The sequence below is a fragment of the Agrobacterium sp. CCNWLW155 genome (genome assembly GCF_036888815.1).
In the GTDB taxonomy this organism is placed as follows: Bacteria; Pseudomonadota; Alphaproteobacteria; order Rhizobiales; family Rhizobiaceae; genus Agrobacterium; species Agrobacterium radiobacter.
Window position 1 is genome coordinate 440,577 of the sequence record NZ_JBAKFW010000001.1, and the last position, 19,317, is coordinate 459,893.

Genomic DNA, 19,317 nt, shown 5'->3' on the forward strand with positions numbered 1-19,317 from the left:
CTTTGTTTCTTTTTATGCCGTGATGTTTTTCAGCGCGTGAAGCGCCATGATATATCCATATGGCCCGAAACCGCAGACCATGCCCTTCGCCGCGGGTGATACCATCGATTTGTGACGGAACTCTTCCCGGGCGTGGATGTTGGAAATGTGCACTTCCACGACGGGCGTGGAAATCGCGCGAATGGCGTCATGCAACGCGATCGACGTGTGGCTGTAGGCGCCGGGATTGATGACGACGCCCGCCGCCCGCTCGCCCGCCTCCTGCAACCAGTCCACCAGCACGCCTTCGTGGTTGGACTGGCGGAATTCCACTGCGAAACCGAGATCGGCACCGGCCGCAAGACAATCATTCTCGATGTCCTTCAGCGTCTTGCCACCATAGATACCCGGTTCCCTTTTTCCCAGCATGTTGAGATTGGGGCCGTTGATGACGATGATGATGTTGCTCATTCACGTTTCCATAAGAAAATCAGCGACACCTATAGACTGCGCAGACGTCAAGGAAAAGCCCCCGCAAGCCGTAAACAGCCCGCTTGGCGGGCATCTCACAGGGAATGCAGTGGCTTTTTTAGCAATCAGGAGCAGGTGGCTTTTCCACAGCTGCGCATATTGGCGATTTTTTCCTTCAGCGGGTCGGCACCGACCGCGCCGAAAACCGCTTCGTCGCCGACGATATAGGACGGCGTTCCGGTGATGCCGAGGCTGGTTGCCAGCTTGTAAGTCTCCTGCACCTGCTCGTCATTGGGGTTTTCCGCCATCGATTTGCGGATGTCGGCTTCCTTGAGACCGAGCGAGGTCGCGACTTCCATGGCGCTGTCTTCATTCGCCCGTCCGCGGCCACCGAGCAGGGTGCGCTGGAACTCGGGGTACTTGGCCGGAGCAAGCAGTTTGACGGCGTTGGAAACGCGGTGCGCGGCGACCGATTCCGGTCCCAGAATCGGGAACTCCTTGAGGACGACGCGCACCTTCTTGTCGCCCTTCAGGATTTTATCCATGTCAGCCATGGCGCGTTTGCAATAACCGCAATTGTAATCGAAGAACTCGACCAGCGTGACGTCGCCATCCGGATTGCCGAGCGCCAGATCGAATTTCGATTCGAAGATGGCCTTCTTGTTGTCGGCGACGGCTTCCGCCGCCTTGGCGTTACGCGTCGCATATTGCTTGCGTTCAAGCGCATCCTGAACCTCGAGCATGATTTCCGGGTTCTCGATGAGATATTGCTTGATGAACTCGCCCATTTCCTTCTTCTGCTGCTCATCGAGCGCATGGGCGGGCAGGGAGGCGAATACCGTCGAAAGGGCCGTCACGCTGGCGAGAAGGGTGGAACGGAGAAAATGCGCCATATCGGTCCTCATTCTGTGCGGCCGAAGCCTCTTGAAATCTTATGAAGGCAATTACCTTACTTTAAGCCAAATGCCATACGGCAAAAATACTTGTCCGCATTATGATCGCATGATTGTGAAGATTGTGATTCTGCGGCAAGTCTCTGAAATACGGTTCAGGAAAGAGCATGCCCTTGATCACGATGTCGAAGCGGAGCGCAGTCGAACCCTTTCACGCCATGGATATTCTGGCGGAAGCGAACAGGCGCAGGCAGGCGGGACGCCCCGTCATTTCCATGGCGGTCGGCCAGCCCTCCCATCCCGCGCCGAAAGCGTCGCTCGAAGCCGCTGAGGCCGCGCTGAAACACGGGCGGATCGGTTATACCGATGCGCTCGGCCTGCGCGAATTGCGTGAGGCGATCGCCGGCCATTACCGGCTGCGCCACCAGGTCGCCATCGATCCGGGCCGCATCGCGGTGACCACCGGTTCGTCTGCGGCCTTCAATCTCGCTTTCCTCACCCTTTTCGATGCCGGTGACCATGTCGCCATCGCGAGGCCCGGCTATCCCGCCTATCGGAATATTCTCAAGGCGCTCGGCCTTAATGTCGTGGAAGTGCCGGTCACGGCCGAAACCGGTTATACGCTGACGCCGGCAAGCCTCGAACGTGCGGAAACAAGAGCCGGCTGCAAGCTGAAGGGCGTGCTTCTGGCAAGCCCGGCCAATCCGACTGGCACAGTCACCGGCCGCGAGGCGCTGAAGCGGCTGGCGAGCTATTGCGAAAGCCGCGACATGGCTTTCATTTCCGACGAAATCTATCACGGTCTGACCTTCGTCGGCGAAGAGACGAGCGCGCTCGAAATCACCGATAATGCCGTGATCATCAATTCCTTTTCCAAATATTATTGCATGACCGGCTGGCGCATTGGCTGGATGGTGCTGCCGGAGAATCTCGTCCGTCCGGTCGAGTGTCTGGCCCAGAGCCTCTATATTTCCCCGCCGGAACTTTCGCAGCTTGCGGCGACTGCAGCCTTTTCGGCGGCGGAGGAACTGGATGTCTACAGGGAAAGCTATCGCACCAACCGCGATTTCCTGATGGCGCGCCTGCCGGAAATCGGCCTGCCGCTGGCATCGCCCATGGATGGCGCTTTTTACGCCTATGTCGATACAAGCCGCTTCTCCAACGACAGCATGGATTTCGCCAAGCGCATGCTGGCGGAAATCGATGTGGCGGCGACGCCAGGCATGGATTTCGATCCCGAAGAAGGCCATCGCGCGCTGCGCATTTCCTATGCGGGTTCCGTGTCTGACATTGCCGAGGCCGTTGGACGTATTGCCGGCTGGCTGAAATAAGCCCGGATCATCCGCTCGGGGAGATCAGGCGGGTGTGCAGCTAAAGGTGCTGTTGAATGCCTTTTCACCCTTTGCGGTGAAGGTTAGCACCCGGCCGTTTCCGCGCCGCAGCCAGTCACGCTGCTGCATGGCTTCCAGAAGAGACGCACCAAGCCCGCCGCCGAGGTGATGGCGGCGTTCGCTCCAGTCAAGACAATGCAGGCAGACCGGGCGGCGCGCCTTTTCCAGTGGCGAAAGGTCGATGCCGAAGCTCGAGAAGAAGTCGCGTCCGCTATCCGTCAGGGCAGGATCATCACCTAACGTCACGAGCCCCTTCGCGGTAATAGCGGCAAGCAGCGCCACGCCGCTTTCTCCGGCCAGATGGTCGTAGCAGATGCGCGCTTCACGCAGAGCCTTGTCCTTCGGTCCGGTGCGGACGCGGATTGCCCCTGTGCGTTGGGCAAGGCCCATAAGCGCTTCCAGAACCTGTGCAACATCCTCGTCTGACAGACGGAAGTAACGATGCCGCCCCTGTTTTTCCGCCTTCAATAATTGTGCTTCTGAGAGTTTGGACAGGTGCCCGCTCGCGGTCTGCAGGGTTACACCAGCGGCTTCCGCAAGCTCGCTTGCGGTGAGCGCGCGCCCATCCATCAGCGCCGTCAGGATATTGGCGCGGGCAGGGTCGCCGATCAGGGCAGCGACGTTGGCGATGAGAGGTCCGTCTTTCATACTTCGATGATAACCGAAGCATTGATGCGAGGCAATAGCGTAAAAAGATGCGGCAGAACACAAGGAGAGTGACGATGCTGACCTGTTTCATCCGCTACGAGATCGACCCCTTCAAGGTCGATGCCTTCGAACAATATGCCCGCAACTGGGGTGAGGCGATCCCACGCTGCGGCGCCGATCTCATTGGTTATTACGCGCCGAAGGAGGGATCGAGCACGATCGCCTATGGTGTTTACAACATCGAAAACCTCGCCGCTTACGAAGCCTACAGGGCGCGTCTTGCCGCCGATCCGGCCGGGCGGGAAAATTATGAATTCGCCCGGCGCGAGCAGTTCATCCGCCGCGAGGACCGGCTGTTTCTCCGTCTCGCTTCCGCCCCGCATGCCGGAGGCGGGCAATGATCGCCGTCATCTTCGAGGTCTGGCCGGCCGACGGCGAAAAACAGCATTATCTCGATATCGCCGCCAGCCTGCGGGCCGGACTCGAAACCATTGATGGGTTCCTCTCCGTCGAACGGTTCCAGAGCATCAGCAATCCGGAAAAGATGCTGTCTTTGTCGTTTTTCCGGGATGAGGAGGCGGTGAAAGCATGGCGCAATACCCTGCCGCATCGCACCGCGCAGTCGCTGGGCCGGTCCGGTGTTTTTTCCGATTATCGCCTGCGCATCGCGCATGTGATACGCGACTACGGTTTGCAGGACAGGGAGGAGGCACCAGCCGACAGCCGGGTAGCACATCCGGCAGAGGGGAGTGTGTCAGGCTGACATTTCCAGCATCAGTTTTTCTGCACGCCGCTCCAAGCCTTTCTGGTTCGAACTCGTCGTTGAAACCCGTTATAGATGGGGCAGTTTATGGATGCAGGCCTGGAAATGGAGAAAAACGATGTCGGCAGAAAAAGTGGCGATTGTAACGGCGGGTGGCAGCGGCATGGGCGCAGCTGTGGCGAAACGGCTGGCCGCGGACGGTTACAAACTGGCGATCCTGTCATCCTCCGGCAAGGGAGAGGCGCTGGCAAAGGAACTGGGCGGTATCGGGGTCACCGGTTCCAACCAGTCCAATGACGATCTCCAGCGGCTGGCGGACAGGACACTCGAAACATTCGGCCGCATCGACGTGCTGGTGAACAGCGCCGGGCATGGCCCGCGCGCCTCCATTCTCGACATTACCGACGAGCAATGGCACACGGGCCTCGATGTCTATCTGATGAACGTCATCCGCCCGACGCGTATCATCGCGCCCGTCATGGTGAAGCAAAAGGCGGGCGCGATCGTCAATATCTCGACGGCCTGGGCTTTTGAACCGAGCAGCATGTTTCCGACATCCGCCGTGTTCCGCGCCGGCCTTGCCTCCTACACCAAGATATTTGCCGATACCTACGCGGCCGACAACGTGCGCATGAACAATGTGCTACCCGGCTGGATTGACAGTCTGCCGGCCACGGAAGAACGCCGAGAGGCCGTGCCGATGCAGCGTTACGGCAAGAGCGAGGAAATCGCCGCCACCGTAGCATTCCTCGCGTCGGAAGGGGCGGGGTATATTACCGGCCAGAATATCCGGGTTGATGGTGGCCTGACGCGGTCTGTTTGACGGGCTGGCCTTCCCAACCCTCATCCCTGTGCTTGTCACAGGGATCCAGCCAGCCCAAGTCCTTGGGCTGAAAGGACTCTCCCGCCACGCGTACGCGCGTCGACTGGATTCCTGTGACAAGCACAGGAATGAGGAAATCTCAGCGGCTCAAGAAAACGCCCGTTCTTTGCATCGACAAAACAAAACGCCCGCAACGATGTTGCGGGCGTTTTTCATTCAGTCTTTCTTCTCTCAGAAGAAGCCTTTGCGCTGCCACCAGCCGCCCTTGCGCGGCTTCGGCTCGTCGCCATCGGGGTGCGGCGAAGACGAGGTTACCACCGGCTCCGAACTGGAGACATTGCTGCCCCGGTTGGCGCGGACTTTTTCTTCCGTGGCCGGTGCTTCCGCTTCCGGAGCCAGATCGGCCGAAGCCTCACCAGCTTCTTCAACCGCGACCTCGGCGACTGTTTCCTCGACGATCACCGGCTCCACCGTTTCAACGGCTTCAGCTTTCGGCGCTTCCTCGGTTTCAGTCTTGACCTTCGCCTTGCGGGTGCGGCGTGGCTTCTTCGGCACTTCCTCTTCCGCAACCTCGGCAACCACACCTTCCACCGCGGCGGCGGCGGTCGGTTCTTCGGTTACAGATGCTTCAACGGAAACCTCTTCGCTTTCGCTCTCACCTTCAGCTTCCGAGCCGGCAGCATCAAGAGCTTCGTCTTCCGCACGGTTGCGGCGTCCACCGCGCTTGCCGCGACGGCGGCGCTTGCGCTTGCCATCCTCTTCGGAACCTACTGCTTCCGCTGCACCGTTTTCGTTTTCAGCATCGGCCTCATCGGTTTCGATGCCATCGTCGTCACCTTCGGCATCATCGCCTTCCGCATCGCCGGACTGGGCGTCGAGCGCACCGTTCTGGTCGCCCTGGCCACCCTTGCCGCGACGGCGACGACGACGCTTGCGCTTGCGCTTGCCTTCTTCACTATTGTCGCCCTGTGGCTGCTGCTGGCGTGGCTCGGAGGTCTGCGCCTTGACGATTTCTTCCTCGTCTTCGTCCTCTTCCACCTCGGCGACGAAATCGTCTTCCTCTTCCACGAAGCTCGGCAGCATCTGGATGAGGCTTTCGATCTTCACCGGATTTTCGACGGCTTCACCACGGTCGATGGCGAAATGCTGCGCGCCGACGCCGGCGTCAGCAGCGATGATGATAGACACGCCGAAGCGGCCTTCATAATCGACGATCGTGCCGCGCTTGTGGTTGAGCAGGTAAAGCGCCGTTTCCGGCGTGCAGCGCACCGTGATGTTATGCGTGGTGTTACGCAGCAGATATTCCTCGACGCCGCGCAGAACATGCAGGGCGATGGAGGATTCCGAGCGGACATGACCCGTGCCGCCGCAATGCTGGCAGACCTGCGTGGTCGATTCCAGCACCGAAGCGCGGATGCGCTGGCGCGACATTTCCAGAAGGCCGAAATGCGAGATGCGGCCGACCTGAATGCGTGCGCGGTCGTTTTTCAGGCAATCCTTGAGCTTCTTCTCGACGGAGCGGTTGTTGCGCTTCTCTTCCATGTCGATGAAGTCGATGACGACAAGACCGGCAAGGTCGCGCAGGCGCAGCTGGCGCGCCACTTCTTCTGCAGCCTCGAGGTTGGTCGTCAGCGCGGTTTCCTCAATGGAATGCTCGCGCGTCGAACGGCCCGAGTTCACGTCGATGGAAACCAGCGCTTCGGTCTGGTTGATGATGAGATAACCGCCCGATTTCAGCGTGACCTGCGGCTGCAGCATCCGGTCGAGCTGGGCTTCGATGCCGGAGCGCGAGAAGATCGGATGAATGTCGCGGTAAGGCTGAACCACCTTGGCGTGGCTCGGCATCAGCATCTTCATGAAGTCTTTGGCTTCACGATAGCCTTCTTCGCCCGAAACGATGATCTCGCCTATATCCTTGTTGTAAAGGTCGCGGATCGAACGCTTGATGAGCGAGCCTTCCTCATAAACGAGGCAGGGGGCCGTGGAGTTCAGCGTCAGCGTGCGGACGTTTTCCCACAGGCGCATCAGATATTCGAAGTCGCGCTTGATTTCGACGCGGGTGCGGTTGGCGCCTGCGGTACGCAGAATGACGCCCATGCCCTGCGGAACCTCCAGATCGCGCGCGATTTCCTTCAGGCGCTTGCGGTCGGTCGGCTGGGTGATCTTGCGGGAAATACCACCGCCGCGCGCCGTGTTCGGCATCAGCACGGAATAACGACCGGCAAGCGACAGATAGGTGGTGAGTGCGGCACCCTTGTTGCCGCGTTCTTCCTTGGCCACCTGCACCAGAAGGATCTGACGGCGCTTGATGACTTCCTGAATGCGATACTGCTTGCGCGGCTTGCGGGCGACGCGGTCCGGAACTTCTTCCATGGCGTCTTCGGCGCCGACGGATTCGATCACTTCCTTTTCGTGATGATCGTCATCATCGTCGTCATCATCGTCATTGCCACGACGAAGACCTTCGACTTCCTCGGAAATCGTGTCGGTGTCGACCATGGCGGCCATTTCGCCACCGGTGCTGCCGTCGTCTTCGGAAGAAGCTTCGGCGGCCTCGGCTGCTGCGGCTTCTTCTTCGGCGGTCTTCTTCTTTGCGCGGGGGCGGCGGGTGCGCTTCTTCGGCTTTTCTTCCTCGGCGGGCGCTTCCACGGCTACGGCCTCGATGGCGGTTTCCTCGGAAACCTCTTCCGCGACAGGCGCAGTCTCTTCCACGACGACCGTTTCAGTGGTTTCGCTGGCGGAAACAATGCCGACATCCGGCTGATCCACCTGCGAAAGGTCGATCATGGGGGCGCCGGGCTCGGGTGCATCAGCGGATTCGAAGTCGTCGCTGCGGCGATGATCCTCGGCTTCCGCCTTCAGGAGAGCCTGACGGTCGGCAAGCGGGATCTGGTAATAATCCGGATGGATTTCCGCGAAAGCGAGAAAGCCGTGACGGTTTCCACCGTAATCGACGAAGGCCGCCTGAAGGGAGGGCTCAACGCGAGTGACCTTGGCAAGATAGATATTGCCGCGGATCTGTTTTTTGTGCTCCGATTCGAAATCGAATTCTTCGATCCGGTTCCCACGGACAACGACTACGCGTGTCTCCTCTTCGTGGGAGGCGTCGATAAGCATTTTGTCTGCCATGTAAGCTGTGCTCCTCGGCGCAGCCTTGTTTTATACGAGAACAGGCCCGCCACACGGACGAGCCTTTCATATGAGTGCAAGGATGTGCCGGAAATGAAGTCTCCAGCCGGGCCTCTGTAAACTGGCAGCATCCGGACCGACGGCGAGGCATTTGGCCTGCTCCTGGTATCCGGTTCATGTGAAAACTGCTGCGACATCATTGGCCAGGCGGAACGACAATAATATATAGACCCCTTGGGGTCCGATGAATTTGCTCTCCTCAGAGCAGCGGTGGCAGCGCCACCGGGTAGGTCTCCGGCCACGGCCGGAATTGATCCAGTTTCAGGATAAATGTAACGACGGCAGATGATTGCCCGATTTGCAGCGCCAGCGTCTTTTCCGATTGGCAGCCGGCGGGCATCTATCCCGTCAACACTTTTAACCCTCATCCGTGTTGTATGTTTTCTCTGTCATAATAGCAATAGGCTGGCTAAATATGCCATATTGTTGGTGGAATTTCCGGGTTAACAATTGGTTCACCAAGGCCTGCGATTGTGGGGCGCAAACGCGCAAACTATCGTACGGCGTGGTTGAAACGGCACTGTTGCCGGCGTTTTTCCGCGCCGTTTATCGAAAATGACTGACATACGGAATTTCTTGAGGACCATGGATTTCACGCGCAACGCAGCGATATCAGGCGGGGCAGGGCGGCTTGGCGCGCGAATCGCGCGGGCTTTGGCGGCTCTGGCATTTTCCGTCGCCGCCTCTGTTTCCGTCGTGCCGGCAGCCCATGCCGTGGAGCCGCTTGTCGCCCATCAGGCGCGTATCATCGGTGATGAGGCGCGCACGCGCATCGTTCTCGATTTTGCGGAAGAGCCGGAATTCGACGTTCACTATCTCGATTCGCCCGCGCGCATCGTCGTGGACTTTCCCGCGGTGAATTTCGCTTTCCCCACATCCGACCTCAAGCCAACAGGTCTTTTCTCGGATATCCGCTTCGGCACCATGGGCCAGAACAGCGCCCGCATCGTGCTGACGGCGAAAAAGCCGGTACAGGTGACTGTTGCCGAAACGAAGAAGGCTGACGACGGGCAATCTTTCCGTTTCGTGCTCGATGCCGAGATCACCACCAAGGGCAAGTTCGCGGAGCTGGTGAAGGATCAGCAATGGCAGGCGCCCGCCCCGGTAACGACTGCCGCGATCACGCCTGACGACAAGACATCGCGTCCTGCGGAATTTGTCATCGCGGTCGATGCCGGTCATGGCGGCATCGATGCCGGCGCCACCGGCGGCACGACGGGCACCGAGGAAAAGGTCATCACTTTGACCTTTGCGAAGGAACTCGCGGAACGGTTGAACCGCGAACCCGGCATCAAGGCGTTTCTGACGCGCGATTCCGATACATTCCTTGCCCTGTCCGAACGGGTGACGATTGCCCGCCAGAACAATGCCAACCTCTTTATATCGCTGCATGCGGATACATTGAAGCAAAAGGGTATCCGCGGCGCGACCGTTTATACATTGTCAGACCGGGCGTCGGACCGGCAGGCACAGGAACTGGCGGAGCGCGAAAACAAGTCCGACCAGATTGCGGGTGTTGCGGCCTCCAGCGAGCCGCCTGAGGTCGCCGATATTCTTCTCGATTTCACCCGCCGCGAAACCCAGGCCTTTTCGGTGACGCTCGCCGAAAACATCGTCTCATCCTTCGAGGGGCAGGTGGGCCTCATCAACAATCCGCACCGTTATGCCGGTTTCATGGTGCTGCGCGCTCATGACGTGCCCTCTGTGCTGCTGGAACTCGGTTTCCTCTCCAATGCGGAAGACGAAAAGCTGCTTCTCGATGGGGAATGGCGCAAGAAGGTGGCCGATACGCTGGCAACGGCCGTCGGGCGATACCGCGCCAAGGCCATGGCGAACGGCGGCTGAGAAGGGAACCAGCGGAGCGACGATGCTGTTGCCTCCCTGCCATTGACCGCCGAAAAGCTGTTCAATTCTTGGGTCTTGCGGACGATTGCGGAGGCGAAGCCCTATTTTACTCACATTCGCCGCGTTACTCGAAGCGCGGATTCGGTGGCGATCCGCAAGCGTCCGCAACGCAATTGCGGGCCTGCCGCCCGGTAACATATCAGCGAATGCTGCCGTATCCGGCTTGTCATCGAAGGTATGGTGTGCAAAACGGCACGCGATATGCAAGGATGCGCCCGTAAATCGTCGGGCGTTGATGGTTACGATTCGAATTATCGGTAGCTTGGTATGATCAGACTGATTGGATATTTTTTCGGCTTGGCCAGCGTACTCTTCCTGTGCGCCGCCGTCGTCGGTGCGATTTATTTGCACGGCGTGACGAAGGACCTGCCGGATTACGCAGTTCTGAGCACCTATGAGCCGCCGGTAACGACGCGCGTGCATGCCGGCAACGGTGCGCTGATGGCGGAATACGCCCATGAAAAGCGCCTGTTCCTGCCGATCCAGGCCATTCCCGACCGCGTGAAGGCCGCTTTCCTGTCCGCCGAAGACAAGAATTTCTACAACCACCCGGGTGTCGACATCTTCGGTCTCGGCCGCGCCATTCTCGTCAATCTCCAGAATGTCGGCTCCGGTCGCCGTCCGGTCGGCGCATCCACCATCACCCAGCAGGTGGCGAAGAACTTCCTTCTGACCAACGACCAGACCATTGACCGCAAGCTCAAGGAAGCCATTCTCTCCTTCCGCATCGAGCAGACCTATTCCAAGGACAAGATCCTTGAACTCTATCTCAACGAGATCTTTTTCGGCCTGAATTCCTACGGCATCGCCGGTGCGGCACTCACCTATTTCAACAAGTCGGTAACGGAACTGACGATCGCTGAGACCGCTTATCTCGCATCGCTGCCGAAGGGACCGAACAACTATCATCCCATCCGCCGCGAAAAGGCTGCTCTGGAGCGCCGCGACTGGGTGATCGACCGCATGGCCGAAAACGGCTACATCACCGTCGCCGACGCCACCGACGCCAAAAAGCAGCCGCTCGGCGTCAATCTGCGCCGCGGTGGCGCGCATATTTTCGCGTCCGATTATTTCGCTGAGGAAGTCCGCCGCCAGATCGTCGAGAAATATGGCGAGGAAGCCCTTCTTGAAGGGGGGCTCTCGGTCCGTACCTCTTTCGACCCGCAAATCCAGATGGAGGCGCGCAAGGCGCTTCAGGACGGGCTTGTGCAATATGACGAGCGCCGCGGCTTCCGCGGACCGGTGGAAAAGATCGAGACGGCCGGCGACTGGACGGCGGCACTGGCCAAGGTCAAGGGTCTCCGGGACGTTCCGGAATGGAAGGTCGCGGTCGTGCTCGCAGTCGCCGCCGATGGCGTCGATATCGGCGTTCAGGCCGATCCCGATGCGGAAGATGGCGACAAGCGCACGCGCGGCCATATCTCTGCTGAAAACATGCGCTGGGCTTTCCGTGATGCAAGCGGCAAAAGAGCGACCGCCAAATCGCCGGTCGGTGTCGTGACCGCGGGCGACGTCGTTTATGCGCAGCCGCTTTCCGGCTCCGGCAACGAATATCGCCTGCGCCAGCCGCCAAAAGTGCAGGGCGGCATGGTGGTGATGGACCCGCATACCGGCCGTGTTCTGGCCATGGTCGGCGGCTTCTCCTACGCGCAGTCGGAATTCAACCGCTCGACGCAGGCCATGCGCCAGCCGGGCTCCTCCTTCAAGCCGTTCATCTATGCGGCAGCGCTCGACAACGGCTATACGCCCGCATCGGTCATTCTCGACGCGCCGATCGAGGTGGTTTCGGGCAATCAGGTCTGGAAGCCGCAGAATTACGGCGGGGGTTCCGCCGGTCCTTCGACCCTGCGTCTCGGTATTGAAAAATCCCGTAACCTCATGACCGTGCGTCTGGCGCAGGACATGGGCATGAATCTGGTCGCGGAATATGCCGAACGCTTCGGCATTTACGACAAGATGCCGCCGCTTCTGTCCATGTCGCTCGGTTCGGGCGAAACGACCGTCATGCGCATGGTTTCTGCCTATTCGGTCATCGCCAATGGTGGCAAGCAGATCAAGCCGACGCTGATCGACCGTATTCAGGACCGCTACGGCAAGACGATCTTCCGCCACGAGGAGCGCGCCTGCGAGGGCTGCAACGCGACCAGCTGGCAGAACCAGGACGAGCCTGTCATCGTCGACAATCGCGAACAGGTTCTCGACCCGATGACGGCATACCAGACGACCTCTATGCTGGAAGGCGTCGTGCAGCGCGGCACGGCGGCGGGCAAGATCAAGGTCGATCTGCCGGTTGCCGGCAAGACGGGCACCACCAATGATGAAAAGGACGCCTGGTTCGTCGGTTACACGCCGGACATGGTTGCCGGCCTCTATATCGGTTTCGATTCGCCCGCACCTCTCGGTCGCGGCGGTACCGGCGGTTCGCTGTCGGCACCGATCTTCGGTGAATTTATCGCCGATGCGGCCAAGCACATGGAACCGAGCAAGTTCATCGTGCCTGCTGGCATGAACTTCGTCGCCGTCAACCGCAAGACCGGCATGGCGGCGGTCGAGGGCGAGCCGGACACCATCATGGAAGCCTTCAAGCCGGGCACGGGTCCCGCCTCTACCTTCTCTGTCATCGGCGATGACGGATACATGTCGCAGGAAGACATTCTGAAGACCTCGCCGCAGGCGCAGCAGGCCATCACCGGCGGTGGCGGCGGTCTTTATTGACATTAGTCCTGACGTTTGGCGGGGGCGCGGGTCTTTACATCCGCGCCCCCCGCATTTATTTGAGCAACGAGTTTCAATGAAGGTGAAGAACCAGCGAAATGCGCAATGAAATCGTGAACGTAGTCGACGAAATCAAGCAGGCCATAAGCCTGCTGAGGAGGCATCTTTGACTGGGACCAGGCGATAAGACGGCTGGACTGGTTGAATAACAAGGCAGAGGACCCGACCCTCTGGAACGATGCCACTGAGGCCCAGAAGCTGATGCGCGAACGCCAGCAGCTGGATGACAGCATCAACGGCGTCAAGGCGATGGAGCAGCAGCTCCGCGACAATATCGAGCTGATCGAACTCGGCGAGATGGAAGGCGATGACGAGATCGTCAAGGACGCCGAAGACGCGCTGAAGGCGCTGAAGAGCGAGGCGAACCGCCGCCAGGTGGAAGCCATGCTTTCAGGCGAGGCCGATAGCAACGACACCTATGTCGAAGTGCATTCCGGCGCCGGCGGCACCGAAAGCCAGGACTGGGCGAACATGCTTCTGCGCATGTATACCCGCTGGGCCGACCGCGAAGGTTTCAAGGTCGAGGTTCTCGAAGTTCACGACGGCGAAGAAGCCGGCATCAAGTCCGCGACGATCCTCGTCAAGGGCCACAATGCATTCGGCTGGATGAAAACGGAATCGGGCGTGCACCGCCTCGTTCGTATTTCGCCCTATGACAGCAATGCGCGTCGCCACACATCGTTCTCTTCCGTCTGGGTTTACCCCGTCGTCGACGATTCGATCCAGATCGACATCAATGAGAGCGATTGCCGTATCGATACCTATCGTTCGTCCGGTGCGGGCGGCCAGCACGTCAACACGACAGACTCGGCCGTGCGTATCACGCATATTCCGACCGGTATTGCCGTCGCCTGCCAGCAGGAGCGCTCCCAGCACAAGAACCGCGCCAAGGCGTGGGACATGCTGCGCGCCCGTCTCTATGAGGTGGAACTGCAGAAGCGGGAAGAGGCGGCAAACGCCCAGGCGGCCTCCAAAACGGATATCGGCTGGGGCCACCAGATCCGTTCCTACGTTCTGCAGCCTTACCAGCTGGTCAAGGATCTGCGCACCGGCGTGGAAAGTACAGCACCCGGCAACGTGCTGGATGGCGACCTGAACGAATTCATGGAAGCCGCACTCGCCCACCGCATCAGCGGCGGCGCGGATGTGGAAGTCTCGGATATCGATTAAGGCGTCCGGCGCGTCGACTGGAAAATTGCCCCTCGCAAACCCATTGCGAGGGGTTTTTCGTTGGAGGACTAGCATGAAACAGGCGCTCTATATCGTCGACGTCCAGCCGAGCTTCAATCCGCCGGCTGGGCTGGTGGCGGAAATATCCGCACTCGCCCTGACCATGCCCAGCATTGCCACCGTCGAGCGTCATGATGAAAGCGTGACGCCCTTCGAGCGGCAACTCGGCTGGAAGCCGGGCAGGCATGACGAGTCGCTTGTTGCGGCAGATCGCATATTCATCAAACACGGTTATGCGCCTCCACGGGAGGTCATCGACTATCTCCTGTCGCTGAAACTCGACAGGGTGCTGGTCTGCGGCATTCAAGCTGATACCTGCGTGCTGGCCGCTGGTTTTGCCCTTTTTGATGCGGGGCTGCATCCCACGCTGTTGCCGTGGCTGACGGTAGGCTCCAGTCTCGACCGCAGTGGTGAACTCGGTGCAAGATTATGGAAGCATCATTTTGGAGCGGTTCTTGCCGGGCCGGAGGCACTGGAAGCATAACCTTGCCCGGCCGCGTATCCGGTCCGATCAGTTCGAAGCTTTTTCGATCTTCATCTCACCCAGCTCGTCGATCAGGATCGTCCAGCTTTCCGCTTCCTTGCTCATCGGGTCCGTCTTCAGATAAACGGTTACGAACAGGCCAGGCGAGGCGGGCGCGCCATTCGAGCTTTCAGGACGAATATCCGTGACGTAGGATTTCATCTGGCTGAATTCTTCCAGCTCGATATTTTCGAGAAGATTCGGCCCATCGGCGGTAAAGACGATGCGCTGCAGGTAGATTTTCGCCGTACCGTCGCCCTGGCGGATGGCGATGACCTTGTAATAACCGCGTGTGGGCGAGGCAGGCGGCGGCCGCAGCTGTCCGTCAGGACCTTTCACCGGCTCAAGATTCCGATCTTCCCACATGCCGCTGCTGACGACGAAGATTGCCGAAACCGGCAAGGCGTCGATCACTTCCGTCTGCGCCCGCGCGGGAAGCACGGCGGCGGCGAAAAGGAAAGCAGCGAGGATAGGTCTTGTCAGTTGCATGGCCATTATCGATTGTGGGCGTCAATTGTTGAACTGTTCGGCGAGAACCCGGTCCGACCATGAACGATCCGGATCCGAGAGAATCCTTGCCGTCCTGTCCTGCGATTGTGCGATCCGAACGTGACGAACGGATTTCACCTCGGTGTGGTCGGCCACCGCGTTCACCGGGCGCTTGTCGCGTTCCAGAACATGAATGTCGACCGTTACCTTATTCGGCAAAAGCGCGCCGCGCCAGCGCCGTGGGCGGAAAGCACTGACGGGGGTCAGCGCCAGAAGCGGCGATTCCAGCGGCAGGATGGGGCCATGGGCGGAGAAATTGTAGGCTGTCGACCCTGCGGGGGTCGCCACCATCATGCCGTCGCAGATCAGCTCTTCCAGCCGCACCTTGCCATCCACCTCGACACGAAGCTTGGCGGCCTGATGGGACTGGCGAAACAGGCTGACCTCGTTCATGGCAAGGGCTGTAAACTCGTCGCCGTCGGAATCCGTCGTCGTCATGCGCAAGGGATGGAAATCATTGCCGCTGGCCACCGCGATGCGCTCGAGCAGGCCTTCCACCCGGTAGTCATTCATCAGGAAGCCGACGGACCCCCGGTTCATGCCATAGACACGCTTGCCGGAATTCATTGTCTCGTTGAGAATCTGCAGCATGAAGCCATCGCCGCCGAGTGCAACGATCACTTCCGCCTCTGCGAACGGCGTGTCGCCGTAAATGCCTTTCAGCACTCTCAGCGCTGTCTGCGCCTCCTCTGTTGCGGAGGCGACGAAGGACAGTGAATAGGTAGAATGCGACATTCGCTTCCCTCGACAACGGCGCAGACCGGGCCGGTCCGAGCAAGGCACTGTAACCTGTTGAAGCGGCTTGAAATCTTTAAACCTCGATGAAGAGATCGATAGCTAGCCGCCAGACGCACCCTTGGTACATGAAGACGGCGGCTGGCGACAAGGCCTTTCGCAGGCGCAGGCGTTCCCTGACGGCGGGCCGCATCGCTCCGGTCCACAGCTTCTTGATTTGCGCCCACCGACAAGGGTTGCGATGCGGGACGGCCTGATGCAGTTTGCCAAGGCAGCCGGAATGACGAGTGGCAGGAGACGGATGTGGCGCTGAACTACGATATCTACGATGTCTTTACCGAGACGAAAATGGCGGGAAATCCGCTGGCGGTCATGTATGACGCCGATGATCTTCCCCAAGGCACGATGCAGGCGATTGCGCGGGAAATGAACCTTTCCGAGACGGTTTTCGTCAACCGCTCCACCAACCCGGCGCATGCAGCTTCGCTGCGCATCTTCACGCCATCCGGCGAATTGCCCTTTGCCGGCCATCCGACGGTGGGTGCTGCTGTCGCCATCGCCGAGCGAAATCGCGGCGAGGGTGATGACGACATCGATATGGTCTGTGTGCTGGAGGAGAAGGTGGGGCCGGTGCGCTGCGCGGTGAAGATGCGCGCCGACGCCGTCAGCTTCGCGGAATTCGACCTGCCGCGTAAATCATCCCGAGTCGACCTGCCGCTCGATCACACCGCTCTTGCCGATGCGCTCGGCGTCAGCGAAGGACATCTCGGCTTTGAGAATCATGTGCCGTCTATCTGGACAGCAGGTGTGCCGTTCCTGCTCGTGCCGCTGCACAATATCGCCGCTATCAGGGACATGGATTTCGACGCCAATCTGTGGCTGCGCACCGCGCCACTTGTCGAGGGACGCCTGGCGGCGGCCTATATCTACTGTCGCGGCGGCGTCAATCACGCGGCAAAGTTCCACGCCCGCATGTTCTCCCCGGATATGGGCATTTCGGAAGACCCCGCAACCGGTTCCGCCGCCGCCGCCCTTTCCGGCGCGATCCACCATTTCGACGGGCTGACGGACGGCCATCATCCGCTCCTGATAGAGCAGGGCGTGGAGATGGAAAGACCGTCCCACATCCATCTACGCATGGACATCAAGGACAACGAAATAGCCCGCGCGCGCATCGGCGGTCATGCGGTGCGTGTGGCGTCGGGCACGTTCGAGGTTTGAGGCGAACTGTCGTTTGATTGTCCGGCAACATCCCGTACCGGTGGCTTCTGTGATCGCGCGCCGCGCGACGCCTGATGGAGCGGACACAGAGATGGCCGTCCTTGACATATATCCCGACGAGGGTTTTAAATTCGCTCGCATCTCCGCGAACCCACGGAGATTTGCGCGCCAGATCATGGGTTTTAGTACATAGAGGTCCCAATGCGCCGAGTCCCTTCTCACGAAAATCACCTTGGAGTTTCTGAGAAGTTGAGGGTTCATGCGCACTTTGAATCTGGGCATCCTTGCCCATGTAGACGCAGGCAAGACTAGCCTTACGGAGCGTCTCCTATTTGACACCGGCGTAATCGACAGGCTGGGCAGCGTCGATACCGGTAATACACAGACAGACAGCCTCGAACTGGAGCGGCAGCGCGGCATCACCATCAGGGCCGCTGTCGTGTCCTTCACCATTGGCGATACCGTCGTCAATCTCATCGATACGCCCGGCCATCCCGATTTCATTGCGGAAGTCGAGCGTGTGTTGGGGCTGCTTGATGCAGCGGTGGTTGTGGTTTCGGCCGTGGAAGGCGTGCAGGCGCAAACGCGGATACTTGTTCGGGCGTTGCAACGTCTCGCAGTCCCGTTCGTATTCTTCATCAACAAGGTCGATCGCCCCGGCGCGCGCTATGATGAGGTCGTGCAGAACCTCGCCGATCAGTTGAGGGTGCGCCCGATCGCCATGTCGACTGTCACTGGCGCTGGCGGCAAGTCCGCGCGGGTGGAGGCTCCGGATGTGAAGAGCGAGCCATTTTTCTCCATCCTCTGCGAAATCCTTGCCGAGAATGACGAGGACCTGTTGCGCGACTATCTTTTGACGCCCGACGGTGTGGAGGCCGAAAGACTCCTCCAATCGCTCGCGCATCAGACCGCCCATGGGCTGGTGCATCCGGCTTTTGCCGGTGCGGCGATGACGGGAGCCGGCCTGCCGGCTTTGATATCTGCCATTGTCGACATGCTGCCCGCTCGTCAACCCGACCCCGAGGGAGAAGTCTCGGGAAAAATCTTCAAGATCGAACGCGGATGGGGCGGTGAAAAGCTGTCATACCTGCATCTGACATCCGGAACCGTCCAGGTGAGGCAATATCTGCCTTTACCGCAGGGACCGGCAAGAGTGACCGGAATACAGTTGTTCGAGGACGGTCACGTTCACAATTCGACGCATCTCCGCGCCGGTCAGATCGCCCGCGTCACCGGCCTTACGAGTGCCCGGATCGGCGACAGGATTGGCGCGGACGCGGTTGCCGACAGCCCGTTTCATTTCGCTCCACCCACGCTTGAAACACGAGTCGTTTCTCGCCGTCCGGCTGAGCACGCGGCGCTCTGGCTGGCGCTGAACCAGCTGACCGAGCAGGATCCGCTTATCGGATTGCGAAGGAACGACGAGACGAACGAGGTTTTCGTATCGCTCTATGGCGAGGTGCAAAAGGAGATCATCCAATCGGAACTGTTGACGGGGTTTGGCATCGAGGCCGAATTTGAGGACAGCACGATTATCTGCGTGGAAAGGCTGGCAGGTATCGGGCACGGACTTCAAACCATCTTCAAGGCACCAAACCCCTTTATCGCCACTGTCGGATTGCGGGTCGAGCCAAGACCGGATGGTGCGGGCAACAGCTTCGCACTGGAGGTGGAGGTGGGCCAGATGCCCGCAAGCTTTTATCGAGCGGTCGAGGAGACCGTATTCGAAACGTTGAAGCAGGGCATATTCGGTTGGCGGGTGGTGGATTGCCATGTCGCCATGACGGCCGCCCGGCAGAGTGCACCGTCAAGCACGGCTGCCGATTTCCGGCAGCTGACACCATGGGTGCTGGCAATGGCGCTGACCGAAGCGCAAACCTACGTTTGTGAACCGATCGATCACTTCCACCTCGAAGCGCCGGCGGCAGCGATGACACGCCTGAGCACCGTTCTTGCCAAAGCGGGTGCAGTCACCAGAAACGCCGTTATCTCCGGCGGCATGGCAAGGCTTGAAGGGACGATAGCGTCGGCAATGGTTCAGGGTGTTCAGCAGCAGGTGCCGGGGCTGACGGGTGGCATGGGCGCGATGGAAACGTCGTTCAGCCACTATGCACGGGCGGATAATCCGCCACCGCTGCGCCGCCGGTCGGGTGCTGATCCGTTCAATGAGCGCGATTATCTGCTGGGCCTGCGCCGAAATGCAGAATGACCGCCGCGGAAAT

Annotated in this window: 16 protein-coding genes; 10 read left to right on the forward strand and 6 right to left on the reverse strand. The window is 59.7% G+C overall.

Annotated features, from left to right (window positions below; translation table 11 throughout):
* Positions 1 to 12: 12 nt before the first annotated feature.
* On the reverse strand, positions 13 to 450 hold the full coding sequence (gene aroQ, locus V6S97_RS02255; RefSeq protein ID WP_003502495.1) for a type II 3-dehydroquinate dehydratase: 438 nt from the start codon (positions 448 to 450) through the stop codon (positions 13 to 15).
* 125 nt (positions 451 to 575) lie between these two features.
* On the reverse strand, positions 576 to 1,343 hold the full coding sequence (locus tag V6S97_RS02260) for a DsbA family protein (RefSeq protein WP_003502496.1): 768 nt from the start codon (positions 1,341 to 1,343) through the stop codon (positions 576 to 578).
* Between the two features lie 173 nt (positions 1,344 to 1,516).
* Between V6S97_RS02260 and V6S97_RS02265 the strand changes: the two genes are divergently transcribed.
* On the forward strand, positions 1,517 to 2,674 hold the full coding sequence (locus V6S97_RS02265) for a pyridoxal phosphate-dependent aminotransferase (RefSeq protein ID WP_060724201.1): 1,158 nt from the start codon (positions 1,517 to 1,519) through the stop codon (positions 2,672 to 2,674).
* Positions 2,675 to 2,698: 24 nt separating this feature from the next.
* On the opposite strand, the gene V6S97_RS02270 is transcribed toward V6S97_RS02265, so the two are convergent.
* Complete coding sequence (locus V6S97_RS02270; RefSeq protein WP_003502498.1) at positions 2,699 to 3,382, reverse strand: ArsR/SmtB family transcription factor; 684 nt, start codon at positions 3,380 to 3,382, stop codon at positions 2,699 to 2,701.
* 74 nt (positions 3,383 to 3,456) lie between these two features.
* On the opposite strand from V6S97_RS02270, the gene V6S97_RS02275 reads away from it, so the two are divergent.
* The 3 genes from V6S97_RS02275 (at position 3,457) to V6S97_RS02285 (ending at position 4,968) form a co-directional block, all read left to right on the forward strand.
* Positions 3,457 to 3,783 carry an NIPSNAP family protein gene (locus V6S97_RS02275; protein WP_003502499.1) on the forward strand — a complete coding sequence of 109 codons (327 nt, stop codon included), beginning with the start codon at positions 3,457 to 3,459 and terminating at the stop codon, positions 3,781 to 3,783.
* Positions 3,780 to 4,145 carry an antibiotic biosynthesis monooxygenase family protein gene (locus tag V6S97_RS02280; protein ID WP_060724119.1) on the forward strand — a complete coding sequence of 122 codons (366 nt, stop codon included), beginning with the start codon at positions 3,780 to 3,782 and terminating at the stop codon, positions 4,143 to 4,145. The genes V6S97_RS02275 and V6S97_RS02280 overlap by 4 nt, the downstream gene beginning before the upstream one ends.
* Before the next feature lie 118 nt (positions 4,146 to 4,263).
* Positions 4,264 to 4,968, forward strand: a complete 705-nt coding sequence (locus V6S97_RS02285) for an SDR family oxidoreductase (RefSeq protein WP_003502501.1) — start codon at positions 4,264 to 4,266, stop codon at positions 4,966 to 4,968.
* A 231-nt stretch (positions 4,969 to 5,199) separates the two neighbouring features.
* Here the strand turns inward: V6S97_RS02285 and V6S97_RS02290 are convergent, their stop codons facing one another.
* A complete protein-coding gene (locus tag V6S97_RS02290) occupies positions 5,200 to 8,097 on the reverse strand; it encodes an Rne/Rng family ribonuclease (RefSeq protein ID WP_334426013.1) in 2,898 nt (965 codons plus the stop codon).
* A gap of 645 nt (positions 8,098 to 8,742) precedes the next feature.
* On the opposite strand from V6S97_RS02290, the gene V6S97_RS02295 reads away from it, so the two are divergent.
* From V6S97_RS02295 to V6S97_RS02310, 4 genes are all read left to right on the forward strand, one after another.
* Positions 8,743 to 10,002 carry an N-acetylmuramoyl-L-alanine amidase gene (locus tag V6S97_RS02295; RefSeq protein ID WP_003502504.1) on the forward strand — a complete coding sequence of 420 codons (1,260 nt, stop codon included), beginning with the start codon at positions 8,743 to 8,745 and terminating at the stop codon, positions 10,000 to 10,002.
* Between the two features lie 327 nt (positions 10,003 to 10,329).
* Positions 10,330 to 12,777 (forward strand): penicillin-binding protein 1A, encoded by a 2,448-nt coding sequence (locus V6S97_RS02300; RefSeq protein WP_060726167.1) that lies wholly within the window; start codon positions 10,330 to 10,332, stop codon positions 12,775 to 12,777.
* 98 nt (positions 12,778 to 12,875) lie between these two features.
* A protein-coding gene (gene prfB / locus V6S97_RS02305; protein ID WP_209788013.1) for a peptide chain release factor 2 occupies positions 12,876 to 14,007 on the forward strand; the annotation gives its coding sequence in 2 pieces (ribosomal slippage) (positions 12,876 to 12,944 and positions 12,946 to 14,007; 1,131 coding nt in all).
* A 73-nt stretch (positions 14,008 to 14,080) separates the two neighbouring features.
* Positions 14,081 to 14,551, forward strand: coding sequence for a cysteine hydrolase family protein (locus tag V6S97_RS02310; protein ID WP_209788016.1), 471 nt, complete (start codon positions 14,081 to 14,083; stop codon positions 14,549 to 14,551).
* A gap of 27 nt (positions 14,552 to 14,578) precedes the next feature.
* Here V6S97_RS02310 and V6S97_RS02315 read toward each other — a convergent pair whose 3' ends face one another.
* On the reverse strand, positions 14,579 to 15,079 hold the full coding sequence (locus tag V6S97_RS02315) for a hypothetical protein (protein ID WP_112292770.1): 501 nt from the start codon (positions 15,077 to 15,079) through the stop codon (positions 14,579 to 14,581).
* A gap of 21 nt (positions 15,080 to 15,100) precedes the next feature.
* Entirely contained in the window at positions 15,101 to 15,874 is a 774-nt protein-coding gene (locus V6S97_RS02320; protein ID WP_020809760.1) for an NAD kinase, read from the reverse strand.
* A 303-nt stretch (positions 15,875 to 16,177) separates the two neighbouring features.
* Here V6S97_RS02320 and V6S97_RS02325 point away from each other — a divergent pair, with 303 nt between their 5' ends.
* The gene (locus V6S97_RS02325) at positions 16,178 to 17,095 is read left to right on the forward strand and encodes a PhzF family phenazine biosynthesis protein (protein ID WP_111780838.1); all 918 of its coding nucleotides are present in this window, start codon (positions 16,178 to 16,180) and stop codon (positions 17,093 to 17,095) included.
* A gap of 259 nt (positions 17,096 to 17,354) precedes the next feature.
* The gene (locus V6S97_RS02330; protein WP_334426015.1) at positions 17,355 to 19,304 is read left to right on the forward strand and encodes a translation factor GTPase family protein; all 1,950 of its coding nucleotides are present in this window, start codon (positions 17,355 to 17,357) and stop codon (positions 19,302 to 19,304) included.
* The last annotated feature ends 13 nt before the right edge of the window (positions 19,305 to 19,317 follow it).

Excerpts from the sequence above, each read along its gene's own strand:
- V6S97_RS02280 (WP_060724119.1), top strand. The coding sequence starts at position 3,780 with ATGATCGCCGTCATCTTCGAGGTCTGGCCGGCCGACGGCGAAAAACAG.
- V6S97_RS02310 (WP_209788016.1), top strand. The coding sequence starts at position 14,081 with ATGAAACAGGCGCTCTATATCGTCGACGTCCAGCCGAGCTTCAATCCG.
- V6S97_RS02270 (WP_003502498.1), bottom strand. The coding sequence starts at position 3,382 with ATGAAAGACGGACCTCTCATCGCCAACGTCGCTGCCCTGATCGGCGAC.
- V6S97_RS02275 (WP_003502499.1), top strand. The coding sequence starts at position 3,457 with ATGCTGACCTGTTTCATCCGCTACGAGATCGACCCCTTCAAGGTCGAT.
- aroQ (WP_003502495.1), bottom strand. The coding sequence starts at position 450 with ATGAGCAACATCATCATCGTCATCAACGGCCCCAATCTCAACATGCTG.
- V6S97_RS02295 (WP_003502504.1), top strand. The coding sequence starts at position 8,743 with ATGGATTTCACGCGCAACGCAGCGATATCAGGCGGGGCAGGGCGGCTT.
- V6S97_RS02285 (WP_003502501.1), top strand. The coding sequence starts at position 4,264 with ATGTCGGCAGAAAAAGTGGCGATTGTAACGGCGGGTGGCAGCGGCATG.
- V6S97_RS02330 (WP_334426015.1), top strand. The coding sequence starts at position 17,355 with ATGCGCACTTTGAATCTGGGCATCCTTGCCCATGTAGACGCAGGCAAG.
- V6S97_RS02320 (WP_020809760.1), bottom strand. The coding sequence starts at position 15,874 with ATGTCGCATTCTACCTATTCACTGTCCTTCGTCGCCTCCGCAACAGAG.
- V6S97_RS02260 (WP_003502496.1), bottom strand. The coding sequence starts at position 1,343 with ATGGCGCATTTTCTCCGTTCCACCCTTCTCGCCAGCGTGACGGCCCTT.
- V6S97_RS02315 (WP_112292770.1), bottom strand. The coding sequence starts at position 15,079 with ATGCAACTGACAAGACCTATCCTCGCTGCTTTCCTTTTCGCCGCCGCC.
- V6S97_RS02290 (WP_334426013.1), bottom strand. The coding sequence starts at position 8,097 with ATGGCAGACAAAATGCTTATCGACGCCTCCCACGAAGAGGAGACACGC.
- V6S97_RS02300 (WP_060726167.1), top strand. The coding sequence starts at position 10,330 with ATGATCAGACTGATTGGATATTTTTTCGGCTTGGCCAGCGTACTCTTC.